Origin of the sequence: Acinetobacter bohemicus ANC 3994 (genome assembly GCF_000367925.1) — a bacterium.
Classification (GTDB): Bacteria; Pseudomonadota; Gammaproteobacteria; order Pseudomonadales; family Moraxellaceae; genus Acinetobacter; species Acinetobacter bohemicus.
This window is the reverse complement of record NZ_KB849176.1, coordinates 527310-543672: the sequence shown is the minus strand read 5'-3', so window position 1 is coordinate 543672 and position 16363 is coordinate 527310. Positions and strand designations below refer to the sequence as shown.

Sequence of the window (16363 nt, the reverse complement as noted above, 5' to 3'; positions counted from 1 at the left end):
CCATTACATGTCGCAAAAATGACAATCTTGCGTCAAAACGCATTAAGCCTCTGGAGCTTCTTTAACGTCTTCAGCTTTCGCTTGAGCGTTTGCTTGTGATTGAGCGTACTCTTTACCAGCAAGAATCGCATCAGCCATAGCAGAAGCGTAAAGTGTAACCGCACGGATTGCATCGTCATTACCCGGGATAACGTAGTCTACGTTGTCTGGGTTAGAGTTTGTATCAACGATACCGATTACAGGAATACCAAGGTTTTTAGCTTCTTTAATCGCGATTGATTCGTGGTCAACGTCAATTACGAATAATGCGTCAGGTAAACCACCCATGTTTTTAACGCCGCCTAAAGCACGTTCAAGCTTTTCCATCTCACGAGTACGCTCTAAAGCTTCACGTTTAGTAAGCTTAAGGAAAGTACCGTCTTGAGATTGAGTTTGAAGGTCTTTCAAACGGTTGATCGATTGACGAAGAGTTTTCCAGTTCGTCAACATACCACCTAACCAACGGTGATCAACATATGGTTGACCAGCGCGTTGCGCTTGTTCACGGATGATGTTAGAAGCAGCACGTTTAGTACCAACGAACAATACTTTGTTCTTTTTGCTAGCAAGATTGTTAACAAAGTTCAAAGCATCATTTAACGCAGGAACAGTGTGTTCAAGGTTGATGATGTGAATTTTGTTACGCGCACCAAAGATGTATTCACGCATCTTTGGATTCCAGAAACGAGTTTGGTGACCAAAGTGCGCGCCTGCTTGAAGAAGGTCACGCATGCTTACGTTGTAATCTGCCATTTTCTTTATACCTTAAAGTTTGGGTTAGGCCTCCATATATCCGCATTCTCCACCCCAAAGGGCACCCAGAGAAATGTGTCGATATATGTGCGGATTTTGTTGCCCCATCCAACAAAGCTCGTGAAATATATTCACGAAAAAGCATTTGATAAAATGGGCGGCTATTTATACCATAGTCACATATAAATTTCCAAAAGTTTTTAGAGATCATGAACAGTACTTACCAAGCGCCACGTCGACTCATTAAAACCCCAGATGAAATTGAAAAAATGCGTGTGGCGGGACGACTGGCGGCTGAAGTTTTGGATATGATCAAACCGCATATCAAACCGGGTGTCACAACACTTGAGCTTGATACGATTTGTCACGACTATATTGTCAATGTTCAAGATGCCATTCCCGCATGTTTAGGTTATGGTGCAGCTCCCGGACGCCCAGCGTTCCAACATGTTATTTGCACATCGGTCAACCATGTGGTTTGCCACGGTATTCCTTCAGACAGTAAAAAACTAAAAAAAGGTGACATCCTGAATATTGATGTCACCGTGATTAAAGATGGTTATCACGGCGATACCAATATGATGTATATCGTCGGTGGCGAAACATCTATTTTGGCTGACCGTTTATGTAAAGTGGCTCAAGAAGCGATGTATCGTGGCATCGAAACCGTTAAACCGGGTTCAACCATTGGCGACATTGGTCATGTAATTCAACAATATGTTGAGTCAGAACGCTTTGGTGTGGTTCGTGAATACTGCGGTCATGGGATTGGTACAGTATTCCATGATGAACCACAGGTACTGCACTATGGTCAAGGCAATAGCGGCATGATTCTTGAAGAAGGTATGACGTTTACCATTGAACCTATGGTCAATGGTGGAGACTGGAAAACCAAACTTCTCGGTGATAAATGGACAGTGGTCACCAAAGACCATAGTTTATCTGCTCAATATGAACATACACTTTTGGTCACAAAAACTGGGGTTGAAGTACTCACCGCTCGTCCTGAAGAAGATTTATCACGTTTTATGAAATAAAAATTCAAGCATCTATTTTTAAAAAAGGCTACTTCAATGTGGCCTTTTTATTTTTTGCTTTTAAGGTGCAGTTTTTATCTCACATCCATACAAGTGCTACATACAACTGCTAATTGATTTTTAAGCTATTTTAACCATACTGGCACGTATCCCAATTTATTTTTAACTCAGAGATTCTCATGTCTAATTTTAGTAATGTCACAGTAACCCATAATGATGATGACTCTGTTTCGTTGTTGATTGATCAAAAGCCTATTTCTGAACGCTATGGCATGAAGTTCAGCGCAACGATTGTCGAGGAACTCAAAGCCCTAGCTCATGGTCAAAGTCTTAAATTATTCGAACAATTTGTCTTTTCACATACCGATTTAAACTTTGAACACAACTATCGTTATGTGACCTGCGTGATTAACCAAGAGTCTGGTTACACCACCTCATCTAATTTCGTTTATAAAATTACCGCTGTTGATCAACAACCGATAGAGCATGTCATTACCAAGCAAGGACAAGCGATGACACCTGAAGATGTTCGTGAGTTCATCAATGCTCATCTACAAAAATCGCTCAGCGATTACACTGACTTAAAATATGCTTACTAAGGTTTAATTAAAGCATTTCTTCATGTTGGGCACTTTAATGCACACTCTTTTTGCTTCAAGTGCAGTGCCCACAGCATGCTAAAAATATCGGCTTGAATCATCAATTTTAGACATAATTGAGTGCCACAAACAATATTCCAATTTCACCCCCAATAAAGCAGTCAGTTTTTATGGTGCTATATAAAGCATCAATTAGACAAAACAATGTACTTTTTCTATTGTTGGCGCATTCTGTCTCCCCTTTCCTCTGTTTTTTAGGCTAAAATAATCTGCTTTTTTATTTTCTAATCCCCATAAGAAGGAATACTGCCGTGGACGTACGTCTCTCTGATCGTGTAAATGCCATCAAACCGTCCCCTACACTTGCTGTTACCAACAAAGCTGCTGAACTTAAAGCGGCTGGTAAAAACGTAATTGGTTTGGGCGCAGGTGAACCAGATTTTGACACCCCACAACACATCAAAGATGCAGCAATTACAGCGATTAACAACGGTTTTACCAAATATACCGCTGTTGATGGTACGCCAGGTCTTAAAAAAGCGATCATCGCAAAATTTAAACGCGACAATAATCTTGATTATGCAGCAAACCAAATCTTGGTTTCTTGCGGTGGTAAACAATCATTCTTTAACTTGGCACTTGCTTTGTTAAACAAAGGTGATGAAGTCATTATTCCTGCACCTTACTGGGTAAGCTACCCAGATATGGTGATCATCGCTGAAGGTGTGCCAGTTGTAGTGAAATGTGGTGAAGAACAACGTTTCAAAATCACACCTGCTCAACTAGAAGCTGCAATCACTGACAAAACACGTTTAGTGGTGCTTAACAGCCCATCTAACCCGACAGGTATGATCTACACGAAAGCTGAATTAGAAGCTTTGGCTGAAGTTCTTCGTAAATACCCAGAAGTTTATATCGCTTCTGATGATATGTATGAACCAATCCGTTGGGATGATGAGTTCTACAACATCGCAACTGTTGCTCCAGATCTTTATGACCGTACAATCGTGTTAAACGGTGTGTCTAAAGCCTATGCAATGACTGGCTGGCGTATTGGCTATGCAGCGGGTCCTGCTAAATTGATTGGCGCAATGAAAAAAATCCAATCTCAATCAACTTCAAACCCAACGTCTATTTCACAAGTTGCTGCTGAAGCTGCATTGAATGGTCCTCAAGAAGTTCTTGAACCAATGATTGAAGCATTCAAACGTCGTCATGACTTAGTGGTAAAAGGCTTAAACGACATCAACGGTATCACTTGCTTACCTGCTGATGGTGCGTTCTATGCTTACGCTAATATCAAACCGTTAATTCGTGCTAAAGGTTTAAAATCTTGCACAGAATTCTCTGAATGGTTATTGGAAGAAACAGGTGTTGCTGTAGTTCCTGGTGATGCATTCGGTTTAGGCGGTTTCATGCGTATTTCTTATGCAACTGCTGATGAAGTACTTGTAGATGCACTTGCTCGTATTAAGAAAGCTGCTGATTCAATCGAAGGCGTAGATGCTGCGATTGCTTCAATTGCTGCTGCACAATAATCGATAAGATTTCAATCTTTAGATTTAAAAACCCGCGATTTTCGCGGGTTTTTTTTAATAAAAAATCAATACCAAATATAAGAAAGTGACTTACTTATTTTCTTCAACGCTATTTTTTCCTGCATAAATCACCAAAAAAATACCCAGCAACACAATCACCGTTGATAAAATCAGACGTAGCCCTATTGTTTCACCAATAAAAAGCGAACCACCTAAAATTGCTAAACACGGCACACTCAGTTGTACAGTGCTCGCATCTATACGGTCGATACGCTTAACAATCGAATACCACAGCACATATGCTCCACCAGAGGTGACCCCACCTGAAAGCATAGCTAGAACAATGCCTCGAGTACTCATATTTGTACCTTGATGCAACATAAAATAGCCCATCAGCACCAAAGGAGTAGCCAGTATAAAATTCCCTAAACTACTCGATAATGGATTCAGCATCTTCTTACCTAAAATACTGTAAGCGGCCCAAGCTAAACCGGAAATCATCATAATGATGGCGTAACTCAAACTCGGTGCACTGGCTCCTGGTAAAAGTAAAATCACAATCCCTATGAATGCAATGATTAAACCGAAACCACGTTTTAAATTTAATTTTTCACCATGAAAAACAGCATAAAAAACCATCGCCAATTGCACCGTTCCAAACAGCAAAAGCGCCCCGACACCTGCATCAATTTGAATATAAGCATATGAAAATGCCACAATATAAATCGCCAAAGCCAGTGCGCTGTATAAATTCCATTGTATTACCTGTCGTGTTTGACTCAGCAACCACAGCATTAACAAGACCACCGCACCACTACAGACACGAATCACGCTAAAGCTTAACGGGTCTATTTGCTGTCCAGCCAAAGCCAAACGACACAATACTGAATTTGCAGCAAAGGCCATCATAGCCAAGGTTATTTTTAAGAACATTGTTGAGTATCCATATTCAACGACGGGCTTCTATTCACTCTTATAGATATACAAATTTAGACTTAAACTCCAGTTTTTATCTCTCAAGTCTTAAATTAAATAAACCAATTCAAGTCAGTCATAAAAACTTATACGCTTCGCACAATCTCATTTTATGCTTATCTCAAACTTATTATTACAAAAAGAATATTCAACAAGGGCTTAAAGTAAATATCAGCAGTCCAGCACACAAATCAGTACGTTAACTTGACGAATATAAAACAGCCCATTAAGTTACCTACACGTTTATTTTAAAACTCAATAATAATTCAGGAAGATCGTGATGAATCCCAAAGAAATGACAGGACTACAACTTTTACAAGCCATGTGCGCTGGCAAAATTCCAGCTGCAAGTATTAGTGAAACCATCCCCATGCAGCCATATGAGGTTTCTGAAGGAACCATTCACTTCAAAGCTCAAGCAGATAGCCGTCATTTAAACCCATTGGGTGGTGTGCATGGTGGTTTTGCAGCAACGGTACTCGATTCTGTTACAGGCTGCGCGGTACACAGCATGTTAGAAGCGGGTGTTGGTTACGGCACAATCGACCTAAATATTAAAATGTGCCGCCCCATCCCGCAAAATAAAGAGCTTATTGCAATTGGCACCGTCATTAACATCAGTAAAAACTTAGGTATTTCTGAAGGTAAAATTATCGATGCAAATGGCAAGTTATATGCGCATGCCACTGCAACCTGCATGATTATTCGTTAATTTAATTTTAATAGCTTAAGATATTTAACCCAGTATTTTGGCAAACCAATAAAGGGTTTGCCATTACGACATACTCTTTTGTTTATATTGCCGTTTTGAAGTTTTTAATCAGGTTGTCCTGAAAAATACTCGGACGATGTGTACCTTTAAAAATACATAAATATTTAAATACGCTATCTAAAGATACAGAAAGCTTTTTTTGCTCAGACACAGACCAGACTTTCGAATTGTTTCGTCCTGATAATGCACTGCCATTTAATTGATAAAGATATAAATCATGGTCACGCTGTAACGGTTTTTTACGACCATTTGAATAACTTTCCAATAGCAATTGGCAGGGTGAATTAATCAACCATTTATCACTAAACCAAAGTTGCAATAAATCACCAAGATAAAGCTGTTCAGTGCCTACTGGCCACACTTGAATATAAGCGTCTTCCACCACAGTTCGATACTGTACAGAATCTTGAATAATTGAAAGGTAATTGTCTTGATAAAAAGATAAATTTGAAAAAATTTCGGCAATCGTTAGCGTATGCATTCGCTTTCTCCTGTTTAGCCATTTTAGTGCTGGCAAGTTGGTTTTAAATCCACACTGTTTGAATTTTCATTCAAACGTTCTGTTATGGATTTAATCTAACAACTCATTTTTGGCCGTGCAAGTTTTTTTAACTATTTTGATTTATTTGTCTAAATAAAAAGCATACAGTGCAAAAATGAAGGAAAGGTGACAACTTTAGCTTGACCCTCTGAAAAATCTCCTTATAATCGCATTCAGATTCTCCAATAGCTCAGTCGGTAGAGCGACGGACTGTTAATCCGCAGGTCCCTGGTTCGAGCCCAGGTTGGAGAGCCAAATACTAAAAAGCCCAATCATTTTGAATTGGGCTTTTTTTATACCTATAATTTAAATATACTGCGCCAAATCATTCTCTTAAAAATAAAAAATGCTGATTAGAACAGATTTAAAATCCAATCAAGCCGCATTGCTGCGCGCTAAACTCGCCACTTTCGTACTTCTATTTTTAAGTATTCCCTTTGTCATTTACTTAGTCAGCTGCTCACCAAAAACTCAGCTTGAAAAACTGACCAATGCCGTGCCACCGCTCTACGATAGTCAAACGAATCAAGCCATTCCCCCCACTCAACAATTGCTCATTCCCACTGATCAAATTCAGGATAATGCATTTCAGCCGAATGAGAACCTCCCTGCGCTTGAGCAAATGTCAACAGAAAAACACTGGATGAGTCCAGCAACCCCATTCAATAGCGCTACGGGTCGATTTTACCTCTATGTTGATTTTGCTGGGCAACAACACAATCGTAAAGATCTTGAAATTACAGTGCTGCCGATCTGTGAGATACAAGGCAAATCAGCACCTTGTCGTAAAACCAATATAAATGATCAGGGCTATTTTTTTAATATATCGACCAGCCAACAAACAGAATATCAAACCTTAGATGGTAATCAATCTTGGTTATTCTACGGACATGGTTTTGAAGAAATTTACAGTATTCCTTACAACACACAATCGTTAAGATTTATGGTAAAAGCCAACATTCCTGAGGGCTTAAGCCTCAACTGGTTAAGATTAAGCATCAGTGAAAATCCTATTACCTTACAACAGATCAGCGTCATGTTAGGCAATCAATATATACAATGGTTTAAATATGCCTTGATCTTTCTTCCTGTGTTGGGCTTTTTGATGTTTCATTTCAACCAAGGCTTTGAGAGTAGCAGAGCACTAACCATTGGCTTACTCAGCAGCTTACTTTTTACAGTGCATACCATTATTTGGGACATCAATTACATGGTGTTCGGATGCCTGCTCTTATCCTTGGCGAGTATTTTATACTGCTTTGGCAATTCGCTCTATCGCCTGCTGTATTTGACAGGCTTTCTAATTATTGCAGGATATGCACAACAAAAATTTGGTGGCTTTAATCACGCATTTTTCACTCAAACCACACTGATTTTAATTATTGGTTTAGGTTTGTATTTTGCAGAGTCTAAAGACCAATAGCTATCAAAAAAATATAAAAACCTTTAAAACACCCTACCCACTTCCAGCATTGTCTTATTATCAGCTCATCTAGATATAGAACAGAGTCATAAAACCATGAGCAAATAAAAATAACAAAGCGCATCGAAATGCGCTTTGTTATTCAAAGTATCTAAATATAAATCAGGATTTTTTTAACGCTGCGGTAAAGGAATATATTGTGAACTATTATTCTGCGCTTTACGCTCAGCCACAATTACATCAAGCATTAATGGTTTTCCACCTCGAACAACAGAAATTTTGATACTGCTATTCGGAGCCTGTAAAGCTACATAGTTAATCAGATGAGAAGCAGAAGTAATCGGCTCACCATTGACCTGCATAATCTTATCGCCTTTTTTAATTCCCGCATTTGCCGCTGGCCCTTTAGGCAGTACATCTGCCACCACAACACCTGCTTGCTTAGGTTCAAGAAAATTCTCTTGCTGCACAGGCATCAAGCTGATCCCTAACCAACCACGAACTACACGACCATCTTTCAAAATTGAATTCAGGACTTGCTGACAAACTTTGGCAGGAATTGCGAAGCCAATACCCAATGAGCCACCGGATTGAGAAAAGATAGCGGTATTTACCCCAATCAAATTACCCGCGACATCAGTCAATGCACCACCAGAGTTACCCGGATTAATGGCCGCATCTGTTTGAATAAAGTCTTCATAGGTATTAATACCCAAATCTGAACGATTGGTCGCAGAAATAATCCCTTGCGTTACTGTTTGCCCAACACCAAATGGGTTACCAATTGCAAGAACAACATCTCCAACTTCATTGCCACTCAGTTTAAAAGGCAAAACAGGCAGTTTATCTAATTCAATTTTAATTACCGCAAGATCAGAATCTGGATCAGTACCAATAATTTTTGCAAGTGCACGACGACCATCATTTAACCCCACCACAATCTGATCGGCTTGCGCAATCACATGATTATTAGTCAAAATATAGCCATCAGAACGAACAATAACACCAGAACCTAAGCTGTTTTCATTTTGCTCTGGACCCAATTGATCTGGGATTTGATCACCAAAAAATTCACGAAAAGCAGGATCATTTAACAAAGGATGTTCAGCTTTATTTACTTTTTGTGTGGTAAAAATATTCACCACTGCCGGAGCTGCGACTTTGACAGCGGCACTATAAGAATCAACCCCACCCGTTTTGGTCGTATTGACCAAAGACTCGACTTTCTCTGCCGGCATTTTTACACCATCAGCGGCAATAGGCGCTTTAGGTTTCTGATATTGTTGCCATGAAAGAAAACCGAGGGTAACTAGAATGAGTAAAACCCAAGGTAACCATGAAAATGTGCGACGCACTTTAATTTCCTCTAATAAATATTTTAATTCGTTGATGACTAAGTAATTTATGAATCATTGTAAGATGAAATACATCAAGAAACATAAAATAGTACAAGAGTTTTGTCATGCTTTAGTTACAATTCAAAATATGTGTTGATGATGTTAAATATTTAGACTTTTGAGAAATTTATGGCAAAACTTAATGAAATTATTCAGTGGTGCAACCAAACCCTGAAATCACATGAATTTAAAGACTATGCACCCAATGGTTTACAAATTGAAGGAAAACAAGAGGTAAATAAAATTTTGTGTGCGGTCACTGCATCACAAGATGCAATTGATGCAGCGATTGAACAAGGTGCTGACCTGCTCTTAGTGCATCATGGTTATTTTTGGAAAGGTGAACCCTACCCAATCACAGGAATGCGCGGTAAACGCATTAAGAGTCTTATTCAGCATGATATCTCTCTGGTAGGTTATCACTTACCACTCGACTCTCACCCAAGCCTTGGTAATAATGCGGCCCTCGCGGAAATTTTAGGTTTACGCGATATCGAACCGCTAGATTCCAATGAACGCTATCCGATTGGTAATATTGGCTACTTGAACCAACCTATGTCTGCGACAGCATTTAAACAGTATTGTACTGATCGTTTAGGTTTTAACACCATTCACTTACCTGCCGAAAAAGACAGTATTCAAAAAGTGGCATATTGCACTGGCGCTGCACAAGATTTTATTGGCAAAGCTGCTGAGCGTAACTGTGATGCCTATATTTCAGGAGAAGTCAGCGAACGTACATATTATGAAGCACGTGAATTAAACGTGAATTATTACGCCTGCGGTCATCATGCAACTGAGCGTTATGGCGTTCAACGTCTTGCTAAAGCTATTTCAGAACAGTTCAATATTGAGTATAGTTATTTCGAATTAAACAATCCGATTTAATTTTAAAATCGCTTGTGTTTGGCATTTTTCTTTATACATATAAATTCAGGCTTTATTCTGTATTGTTATTTATAAGCAATGCGCAATTTTCCCTAAGAATCTATTACAATAAAGCCACTTAATGTCAAAACCCAGCAAAATGCAAGGAATTGAAAACATGACAACGATTACTTTACCGGCACTTCCATACGGTTATGAAGATCTTGCTCCGCACATTAGCAAAGAAACTTTAGAATACCATCACGACAAACATCACAACACTTACGTTGTGAACCTGAATAACCTCATCAAAGGCACTGACCTTGAAGGTAAAACTTTAGAAGAAATCATTACAGCGACTGCTGGTGATGCAACTAAAGCGGGTGTATTCAATAACTCGGCTCAAGTTTGGAACCATACATTCTACTGGAACTGTATGGCTAAAAATGGTGGTGGTAAAGCAACTGGCGCTTTGGCTGCTAAAATTGATGAAGCTTTCGGTTCTTTTGAAAAATTTGCTGAAGAATTTGCTGCGGCTGCAACAACTCAATTCGGTTCAGGTTGGGCTTGGTTAGTTGCTGATAAAGTAAATGGCAACCTTTCTATCCTTAAAACATCAAATGCAGATACTCCACTTGCTCACGGTCAAGTTGCAGTACTTACAATTGACGTTTGGGAACATGCTTACTACATCGATTTCCGTAATGCACGTCCTGTTTATATCAAAACTTTCCTTGATAGCCTAGTAAACTGGGATTATGCAAATGCTAAATATGCGGGTCAAGCGGCTGGCGTAGAAAAATAATTTATTATTTTTTGCATAAAAAACCACCCATTATGGGTGGTTTTTTTATTTTTAGCGTATTTCTGCATAATTATAAGGCAAATGATTCATTTCTTTATCTTTACATGTTGACGAGTTAAGCTTTCATCCCTAAAATGCGCATCAGATTCTCCAATAGCTCAGTCGGTAGAGCGACGGACTGTTAATCCGCAGGTCCCTGGTTCGAGCCCAGGTTGGAGAGCCATCTATTCTTCCATAGCTCAGTTGGTAGAGCGACGGACTGTTAATCCGCAGGTCCCTGGTTCGAGCCCAGGTGGAAGAGCCAGATTCTAAAAAGCCCACTCATCATGAAGTGGGCTTTTTTTATATCCTTATTTCTAATAAATAATCTTCATTCTTTCAATTCTTAAAATACAACCACTAAAGCACTAAAGCACTAAAGTTGACCAGAATGATGATAAAAAAAGCAGTTAAATCAACATTTAGCTTTTTTTATTAAAACTGACTTGACCAAAGCACTTTAGGTCAATAGAATCCGTTTCAGATTCTCCAATAGCTCAGTCGGTAGAGCGACGGACTGTTAATCCGCAGGTCCCTGGTTCGAGCCCAGGTTGGAGAGCCAAATTCTAAAAACCCACTCTATTTGAGTGGGTTTTTTCTTATTTATAGATTTATATCGTGTTTAACGCCAGCTCATTTACTTTTCTAATTATTGGTATTATTGCCAGCCTTGTACTGATTATACTGTGTGCTCAGCAATATCTAAGAACCAAAAAAAAGTTTTATCCTAAACGCATCATTACTGCATATGAATGCAGAATGTACGTTCGTTTGAAAGAAGCTTTCCCTCAATATCACGTCTTAGCACAAGTCGCCTTTAGTGCCTTAATCACCAGTCATAATCTTAAAATTCGCAATCAGTTTAATCGCAAAGTAACCGATTTCGTTTTACTCAATGAATCCCTACAAGTTTTAGTGATTATTGAGCTGGATGATCCCACTCACCTATACAAAGTCGAAGAAGATAAATTTCGGGATTATATGCTTCATGAAGCAGGCTATCGCGTATTGCGTTACACTGAAATTCCCTCCGTTCGACAATTGCATAAAGATATTGATTAAAAAAGGGAGCCATTAAGCTCCCTGTAAATTTTATTGTTTCGTTACTATCTCCACAGGCGCTAAGTACAAGAGTTGAGGAACACAAACCCATTAAAGCTGTTTTTTAAAATTTGATTTCATCGTATGTTATTCCTTTTTATTTTATGTCATGTCTAATCTAGGATAATTTAATTAAGCATAAAAAAAGCACCCAAATAGGATGCTTTTCAACCACTGTTCAAATTTATAAAAGTGAAATAAATACACCTACAAAAATAATTAAGCCAACCCAACGGTTATGACGGAATGCCCAAAAACAAAGTTGCGGATCACGGTCACGAGTCTTCGTCCATTGATAAATAAAATCAGCAATAACCACAAATAAAGCAATCAAAGCATAAGGAAATAATAAATTTTCTAAATACAATGCACAGCCAATCAATAACACACTCATCGCTTGTAACATTGAAATAATTTCAATGTCATATCGACCAAATAAAATCGCTGTAGATTTCACACCAATTTTTAAATCATATTCACGGTCGGTAATGGCATATTGCGTATCATATGCCACACACCAAGCCAAATTACCAAAATAGAGTAACCAACAGGTTAAATCAGGTGTAACCCCCACAGCCGTATAAGCCATTGGAATTGACCATGAAAATGCAGCACCCAAAAACAGCTGTGGTAAATGGGTGTAACGCTTCATAAATGGATAAATAAAAGCGAGAATTAATGCACCAAATGACCAGTAAAAGCTCTCAATCGGCAAAAAAAACAACAAACAAGCACTTGCAGCAACCAGAATTAAAAACACCCAGATTGCCTCTATCGGCTTAATTACCCCTGTCGCCAAAGGACGATCTTTGGTTCTTGCGACAGCACCATCAACCTTACGATCGGCAAAGTCATTGATGGCACAACCTGCCGCTCGCATAAAGATCACACCCAAAATCATGACCAATAGAATACCCAAATGAGGTATGCCTTTGGCTGCAACCCACAACGCCCACATGGTTGGCCAAAAAACCAATTCCGTGCCAATTGGTTTATCAAAACGACATAAATAATAATATGCTGCTAAACGCTCACGCCATGTAGTTTGTTGCGCAATGTCCATGACTATCCTTAACTTAAGTTACTGTTTAATATTTTACTCTGAAAGATTTTGCTGAATAAATTGCTCAAATGCAGACAAAAAAGTTTCTTGAACAATAAATTTACAACCATGCCAAGTATAGCAACTTTGCCGCGTCCAACCGTCTTCAAGCAGAATGACGCGACGCTGACATTGTGGATTGGTGCGTTGAAATAGAAACCATCCTATTGGCTTTTTACCAATATGCTGGAAGATACGTGCTTTTGCTTGCAGACTTAAAATAGGAAAAATACTTTTTGCTTTGACCCAAGGCTGCGCTTCAGAGCCATACAGATAACTCTCACGCACCCATGATGTATGCCAATGTGGCATTTGCATCCATTGTGCATCGCTAAAATTCAGACGTTTAAAATGTTCTTTAATAGGTTTAACACTAAACTCACCATCCGCTAACTCTGTAAGCTGTTGTGTGAGCGAACCTGACGCATATAACCATGTTTTTAATTCAGGAGAAAGTTGCGCATCCTGTATGTTACATGCCTGCTTATTTCGCATATACCCACTACTCTTTGAAGATGATTTTTTTGAATATCATTTACTGTAACTGAATTGATTCATCCTTTTGTCACTACCACACCTAAATGCACCCTATTGCATTTACCCAGAGCGACAAAATACCAAAGCCTCAGCACTTATCCGTTTTTGCAATCACTTCAAATTTACCACTGGCTGTTTTATGCAAAATTAAACCCTCAGAACTTAGAAAAAAATGTTCCGGATAAGCATAATCTAAAGCCAATGCTGGATTTTTTAAACCAATGAATTCAGCCTGCTTATACCCTTCCGATGTACGCCCAAGCTCCAAGTAAATGACTGTGGAAAAATTCATTTTAAAGCCTTTACTATGATCTTTAACATCAACCCAAGGATAAAAGCTGGTTTCTTTTTTACGTTGCGCCATAAGTTTTCATAAAATTATCGAATTCAAAAGCAATGATACAAAAAAACCCGCTACATGAGCGGGTTTCTTTTTGCTTAAATTCGCGTACGAATTACAAACTGTAGTACATATCAAATTCAACTGGGTGAGTTGTCGTGTTCAAACGACGAACTTCTTCAGTTTTAACTTCGATATACGCATTAAGCATATCTTTAGTGAACACGCCACCTTTTAATAGGTAGTCATGGTCAGCTTCAAGTGCTTCAAGCGCCATATCTAAGCTGTGTGCAACTGTAGGGATTTTCGCTTCTTCTTCAGGAGGAAGATCATACAAGTTTTTGTCAGCAGCTTCACCTGGGTGAATCTTGTTTTGAATACCATCAAGACCAGCCATTAACAATGCCGCGAAACCTAAGTACGGGTTCATCATTGGATCTGGGAAACGCGCTTCAATACGTTTGCCTTTAGGGCTAGAAACGTAAGGAATACGAATAGACGCTGAACGGTTACGAGCCGAATATGCAAGCATAATTGGCGCTTCGTAATGTGGCACTAAACGCTTGTACGAGTTAGTCGATGGGTTGGTAATCGCATTCAATGAACGAGCGTGTTTAATCACACCGCCAATGAAGTACAATGCCATTTCTGACAAACCAGCGTATTCATCACCAGCAAACAAGTTCTTGCCATCTTTAGAGATCGACATGTGAACATGCATACCAGAACCATTATCGCCAACCATTGGTTTAGGCATAAAAGTCGCAGTTTTAGCATATTGATGCGCAACGTTCCAAACAGCATATTTAAACTGCTGTACTTCGTCCGCTTTACGAACCATCGTGTTGAAGCTCACACCAATTTCTAATTGGCAAGATGCAACTTCATGGTGATGTACTTCTACACGACCAGGACCCATGATGTCTTCGATTTTTGCACACATTTCTGCACGCATATCATGTGAAGAATCCACTGGTGGAACTGGGAAGTAACCGCCTTTAACACGTGGACGGTGACCAGAGTTACCGCCTTCGTAGTCTTTGTTTGTTGACCAAGCCGCTTCTTCTGCGATTAATGTATGGCGCGCGCCAGACATATCGATTTCCCATTTAACTTCGTCAAATACGAAGAATTCTGGTTCAGGACCGAAGAATGCAGTATCACCAATACCCGTTGATTTTAAGTATTCTTCTGCACGGCGAGCGATTGAGCGTGGATCACGTTCATAACCTTGACCAGTAGATGGCTCGATTACATCACAAGTTACAACAACTGTCGCTTCAGCAAAGAACGGGTCAAGGAAACATGTTTCAGCATCTGGACGTAAAATCATGTCCGAAGCTTCAATGCCTTTCCAACCTGTAATTGAAGAACCGTCAAACATTTTACCGTCTTCAAATGTATCTTCGTCAATCGTATCTGCTGGGTAAGTTACGTGCTGCTCTTTACCCTTAGTATCAGTAAAGCGAAAATCGACCCATTTTGCGCCACTTTCTTGGATGAGTTGAAGGACCTTGTTCGCCATGCTCATTTTGCTCCGATGATTTTTTGTTGCACCTGCTAAGTGCGTGTTAGTAGTTGGTATCTATTAAGCAATTCTCATACCAACTTTTAAAAACAAAGATAAAATATTGAATTCTTTATCAGAATAGAAGATTTAACCACTTTGATTTGAGGCTATTATACTGTGTGCAAATGTAAATGCACCATATTCAAACACTCTTCATTACTTTTGATTAAAAAGTTTCTTTCAGTGTATCAAAATGGTGCGCATTTATTTTTAAAACGTGTAAAAGATCCTTTTTTCGAGCTGTTTAACTTAAAATTAATCTCCTTATTTCAAAATCAATCCCTAAAAGTTATTTTTATGCCATGTTAATGATTTAATTGCTGAATATTTTAGCCCTTTAGTGCAAACCCATAAAAATAAATTTACTTTTAGCGCATTATTAGCGGGTTATTGTGGTGCTATTTTATGCTTTCATATTGAATATGCAAATATTTTATTCGACCAAATCATCCAAACGCTATGCGCTATTTTGGTGACAAGAGTTCTAGCTCTCATTCCATCTTATGAATGTACGCAGATAAAGCCTATCTGGAGCAATTTAAATTGCAACACAAAATACTCACTTATCGTTAGCCTATTACTTAAAGTAAAAAAACTCCCTCATTAATCCCTCTTTTAAAACCGGCATCAAACCCTTATATCTTTATAAAGTAATTTTAGGTTTTAACATGCTAAATGATTGAAATTGATTCGGCATAACCTGCGAATAAATCAGCTTATTCCTCTGCGGAGATCCTTCTAAAATCATTATCATGGAAATAGTTCCGCCGAAAATGCTTATTTTTTGCTATGATTATTCCCACTCCATTTTTTACTTATTTTAGCGCCCCTCATTTATATTAGGTCAGCCACTAAAAAATAAGCACAATGCGAGTATTCTTGGACTATTCGAGCACATACACGTGCGTAAATTTCAACAGGTTAGCTC

At 38.9% G+C, this 16363-nt stretch carries 16 protein-coding genes and 4 tRNA genes; 12 read left to right on the top strand and 8 right to left on the bottom strand.

Annotation, left to right across the window (positions count from 1 at the left end; translation table 11 throughout):
* Positions 1 to 42 precede the first annotated feature (42 nt).
* The gene (rpsB, locus tag F994_RS15305; RefSeq protein WP_004651496.1) at positions 43 to 792 is read right to left on the bottom strand and encodes a 30S ribosomal protein S2; all 750 of its coding nucleotides are present in this window, start codon (positions 790 to 792) and stop codon (positions 43 to 45) included.
* Between the two features lie 209 nt (positions 793 to 1001).
* Between rpsB and map the strand changes: the two genes are divergently transcribed.
* The 3 genes from map (at position 1002) to F994_RS15290 (ending at position 3966) form a co-directional block, all read left to right on the top strand.
* Positions 1002 to 1829: a type I methionyl aminopeptidase gene (map, locus tag F994_RS15300; protein WP_004651494.1), complete on the top strand. Its 828-nt coding sequence runs from the start codon at positions 1002 to 1004 to the stop codon at positions 1827 to 1829.
* Positions 1830 to 2008: 179 nt separating this feature from the next.
* On the top strand, positions 2009 to 2428 hold the full coding sequence (locus F994_RS15295; RefSeq protein WP_004651493.1) for a hypothetical protein: 420 nt from the start codon (positions 2009 to 2011) through the stop codon (positions 2426 to 2428).
* Between the two features lie 311 nt (positions 2429 to 2739).
* Complete coding sequence (locus tag F994_RS15290; RefSeq protein ID WP_004651492.1) at positions 2740 to 3966, top strand: pyridoxal phosphate-dependent aminotransferase; 1227 nt, start codon at positions 2740 to 2742, stop codon at positions 3964 to 3966.
* Positions 3967 to 4056: 90 nt separating this feature from the next.
* Here F994_RS15290 and F994_RS15285 read toward each other — a convergent pair whose 3' ends face one another.
* Positions 4057 to 4899, bottom strand: coding sequence for a DMT family transporter (locus F994_RS15285; protein WP_004651491.1), 843 nt, complete (start codon positions 4897 to 4899; stop codon positions 4057 to 4059).
* Positions 4900 to 5218: 319 nt separating this feature from the next.
* Between F994_RS15285 and F994_RS15280 the strand changes: the two genes are divergently transcribed.
* The gene (locus tag F994_RS15280) at positions 5219 to 5653 is read left to right on the top strand and encodes a PaaI family thioesterase (RefSeq protein WP_167555811.1); all 435 of its coding nucleotides are present in this window, start codon (positions 5219 to 5221) and stop codon (positions 5651 to 5653) included.
* Between the two features lie 82 nt (positions 5654 to 5735).
* Here F994_RS15280 and F994_RS15275 read toward each other — a convergent pair whose 3' ends face one another.
* Complete coding sequence (locus tag F994_RS15275) at positions 5736 to 6194, bottom strand: hypothetical protein (RefSeq protein WP_004651489.1); 459 nt, start codon at positions 6192 to 6194, stop codon at positions 5736 to 5738.
* 239 nt (positions 6195 to 6433) lie between these two features.
* On the opposite strand from F994_RS15275, the gene F994_RS15270 reads away from it, so the two are divergent.
* A tRNA-Asn gene (locus F994_RS15270) sits at positions 6434 to 6509 on the top strand.
* Between the two features lie 91 nt (positions 6510 to 6600).
* Entirely contained in the window at positions 6601 to 7677 is a 1077-nt protein-coding gene (locus F994_RS15265; RefSeq protein WP_004651488.1) for a hypothetical protein, read from the top strand.
* A 173-nt stretch (positions 7678 to 7850) separates the two neighbouring features.
* Here the strand turns inward: F994_RS15265 and F994_RS15260 are convergent, their stop codons facing one another.
* Entirely contained in the window at positions 7851 to 9032 is a 1182-nt protein-coding gene (locus tag F994_RS15260) for a trypsin-like peptidase domain-containing protein (RefSeq protein ID WP_004651487.1), read from the bottom strand.
* A 171-nt stretch (positions 9033 to 9203) separates the two neighbouring features.
* Between F994_RS15260 and F994_RS15255 the strand changes: the two genes are divergently transcribed.
* The 6 genes from F994_RS15255 to F994_RS15230 all read left to right on the top strand — a co-directional run bounded on the left by F994_RS15255 (position 9204) and on the right by F994_RS15230 (position 11847).
* A complete protein-coding gene (locus tag F994_RS15255) occupies positions 9204 to 9962 on the top strand; it encodes a Nif3-like dinuclear metal center hexameric protein (protein ID WP_004651486.1) in 759 nt (252 codons plus the stop codon).
* A 157-nt stretch (positions 9963 to 10119) separates the two neighbouring features.
* A complete protein-coding gene (locus tag F994_RS15250; RefSeq protein WP_004651484.1) occupies positions 10120 to 10746 on the top strand; it encodes a superoxide dismutase in 627 nt (208 codons plus the stop codon).
* A gap of 147 nt (positions 10747 to 10893) precedes the next feature.
* Positions 10894 to 10969, top strand: a tRNA-Asn gene (locus F994_RS15245).
* Between the two features lie 5 nt (positions 10970 to 10974).
* Positions 10975 to 11050: transfer RNA gene (locus F994_RS15240), tRNA-Asn, on the top strand.
* A 221-nt stretch (positions 11051 to 11271) separates the two neighbouring features.
* Positions 11272 to 11347: transfer RNA gene (locus F994_RS15235), tRNA-Asn, on the top strand.
* Positions 11348 to 11403: 56 nt separating this feature from the next.
* Positions 11404 to 11847 (top strand): DUF2726 domain-containing protein, encoded by a 444-nt coding sequence (locus F994_RS15230; RefSeq protein ID WP_034697279.1) that lies wholly within the window; start codon positions 11404 to 11406, stop codon positions 11845 to 11847.
* A 223-nt stretch (positions 11848 to 12070) separates the two neighbouring features.
* Here the strand turns inward: F994_RS15230 and ubiA are convergent, their stop codons facing one another.
* The 4 genes from ubiA to glnA form a co-directional block, all read right to left on the bottom strand.
* Complete coding sequence (gene ubiA / locus F994_RS15225) at positions 12071 to 12949, bottom strand: 4-hydroxybenzoate octaprenyltransferase (protein ID WP_004651482.1); 879 nt, start codon at positions 12947 to 12949, stop codon at positions 12071 to 12073.
* A 33-nt stretch (positions 12950 to 12982) separates the two neighbouring features.
* A complete protein-coding gene (locus tag F994_RS15220) occupies positions 12983 to 13483 on the bottom strand; it encodes a chorismate--pyruvate lyase family protein (RefSeq protein WP_004651481.1) in 501 nt (166 codons plus the stop codon).
* Between the two features lie 130 nt (positions 13484 to 13613).
* Positions 13614 to 13889, bottom strand: a complete 276-nt coding sequence (locus F994_RS15215; RefSeq protein ID WP_004651480.1) for a hypothetical protein — start codon at positions 13887 to 13889, stop codon at positions 13614 to 13616.
* A gap of 91 nt (positions 13890 to 13980) precedes the next feature.
* A complete protein-coding gene (glnA, locus tag F994_RS15210) occupies positions 13981 to 15396 on the bottom strand; it encodes a type I glutamate--ammonia ligase (protein WP_171065353.1) in 1416 nt (471 codons plus the stop codon).
* Between the last annotated feature and the right edge of the window lie 967 nt (positions 15397 to 16363).

Excerpts from the sequence above, each read along its gene's own strand:
- ubiA (WP_004651482.1), bottom strand. The coding sequence starts at position 12,949 with ATGGACATTGCGCAACAAACTACATGGCGTGAGCGTTTAGCAGCATAT.
- F994_RS15215 (WP_004651480.1), bottom strand. The coding sequence starts at position 13,889 with ATGGCGCAACGTAAAAAAGAAACCAGCTTTTATCCTTGGGTTGATGTT.
- F994_RS15250 (WP_004651484.1), top strand. The coding sequence starts at position 10,120 with ATGACAACGATTACTTTACCGGCACTTCCATACGGTTATGAAGATCTT.
- map (WP_004651494.1), top strand. The coding sequence starts at position 1,002 with ATGAACAGTACTTACCAAGCGCCACGTCGACTCATTAAAACCCCAGAT.
- F994_RS15220 (WP_004651481.1), bottom strand. The coding sequence starts at position 13,483 with ATGCGAAATAAGCAGGCATGTAACATACAGGATGCGCAACTTTCTCCT.
- F994_RS15275 (WP_004651489.1), bottom strand. The coding sequence starts at position 6,194 with ATGCATACGCTAACGATTGCCGAAATTTTTTCAAATTTATCTTTTTAT.
- glnA (WP_171065353.1), bottom strand. The coding sequence starts at position 15,396 with ATGAGCATGGCGAACAAGGTCCTTCAACTCATCCAAGAAAGTGGCGCA.
- F994_RS15265 (WP_004651488.1), top strand. The coding sequence starts at position 6,601 with ATGCTGATTAGAACAGATTTAAAATCCAATCAAGCCGCATTGCTGCGC.
- F994_RS15295 (WP_004651493.1), top strand. The coding sequence starts at position 2,009 with ATGTCTAATTTTAGTAATGTCACAGTAACCCATAATGATGATGACTCT.
- F994_RS15255 (WP_004651486.1), top strand. The coding sequence starts at position 9,204 with ATGGCAAAACTTAATGAAATTATTCAGTGGTGCAACCAAACCCTGAAA.
- F994_RS15285 (WP_004651491.1), bottom strand. The coding sequence starts at position 4,899 with ATGTTCTTAAAAATAACCTTGGCTATGATGGCCTTTGCTGCAAATTCA.
- rpsB (WP_004651496.1), bottom strand. The coding sequence starts at position 792 with ATGGCAGATTACAACGTAAGCATGCGTGACCTTCTTCAAGCAGGCGCG.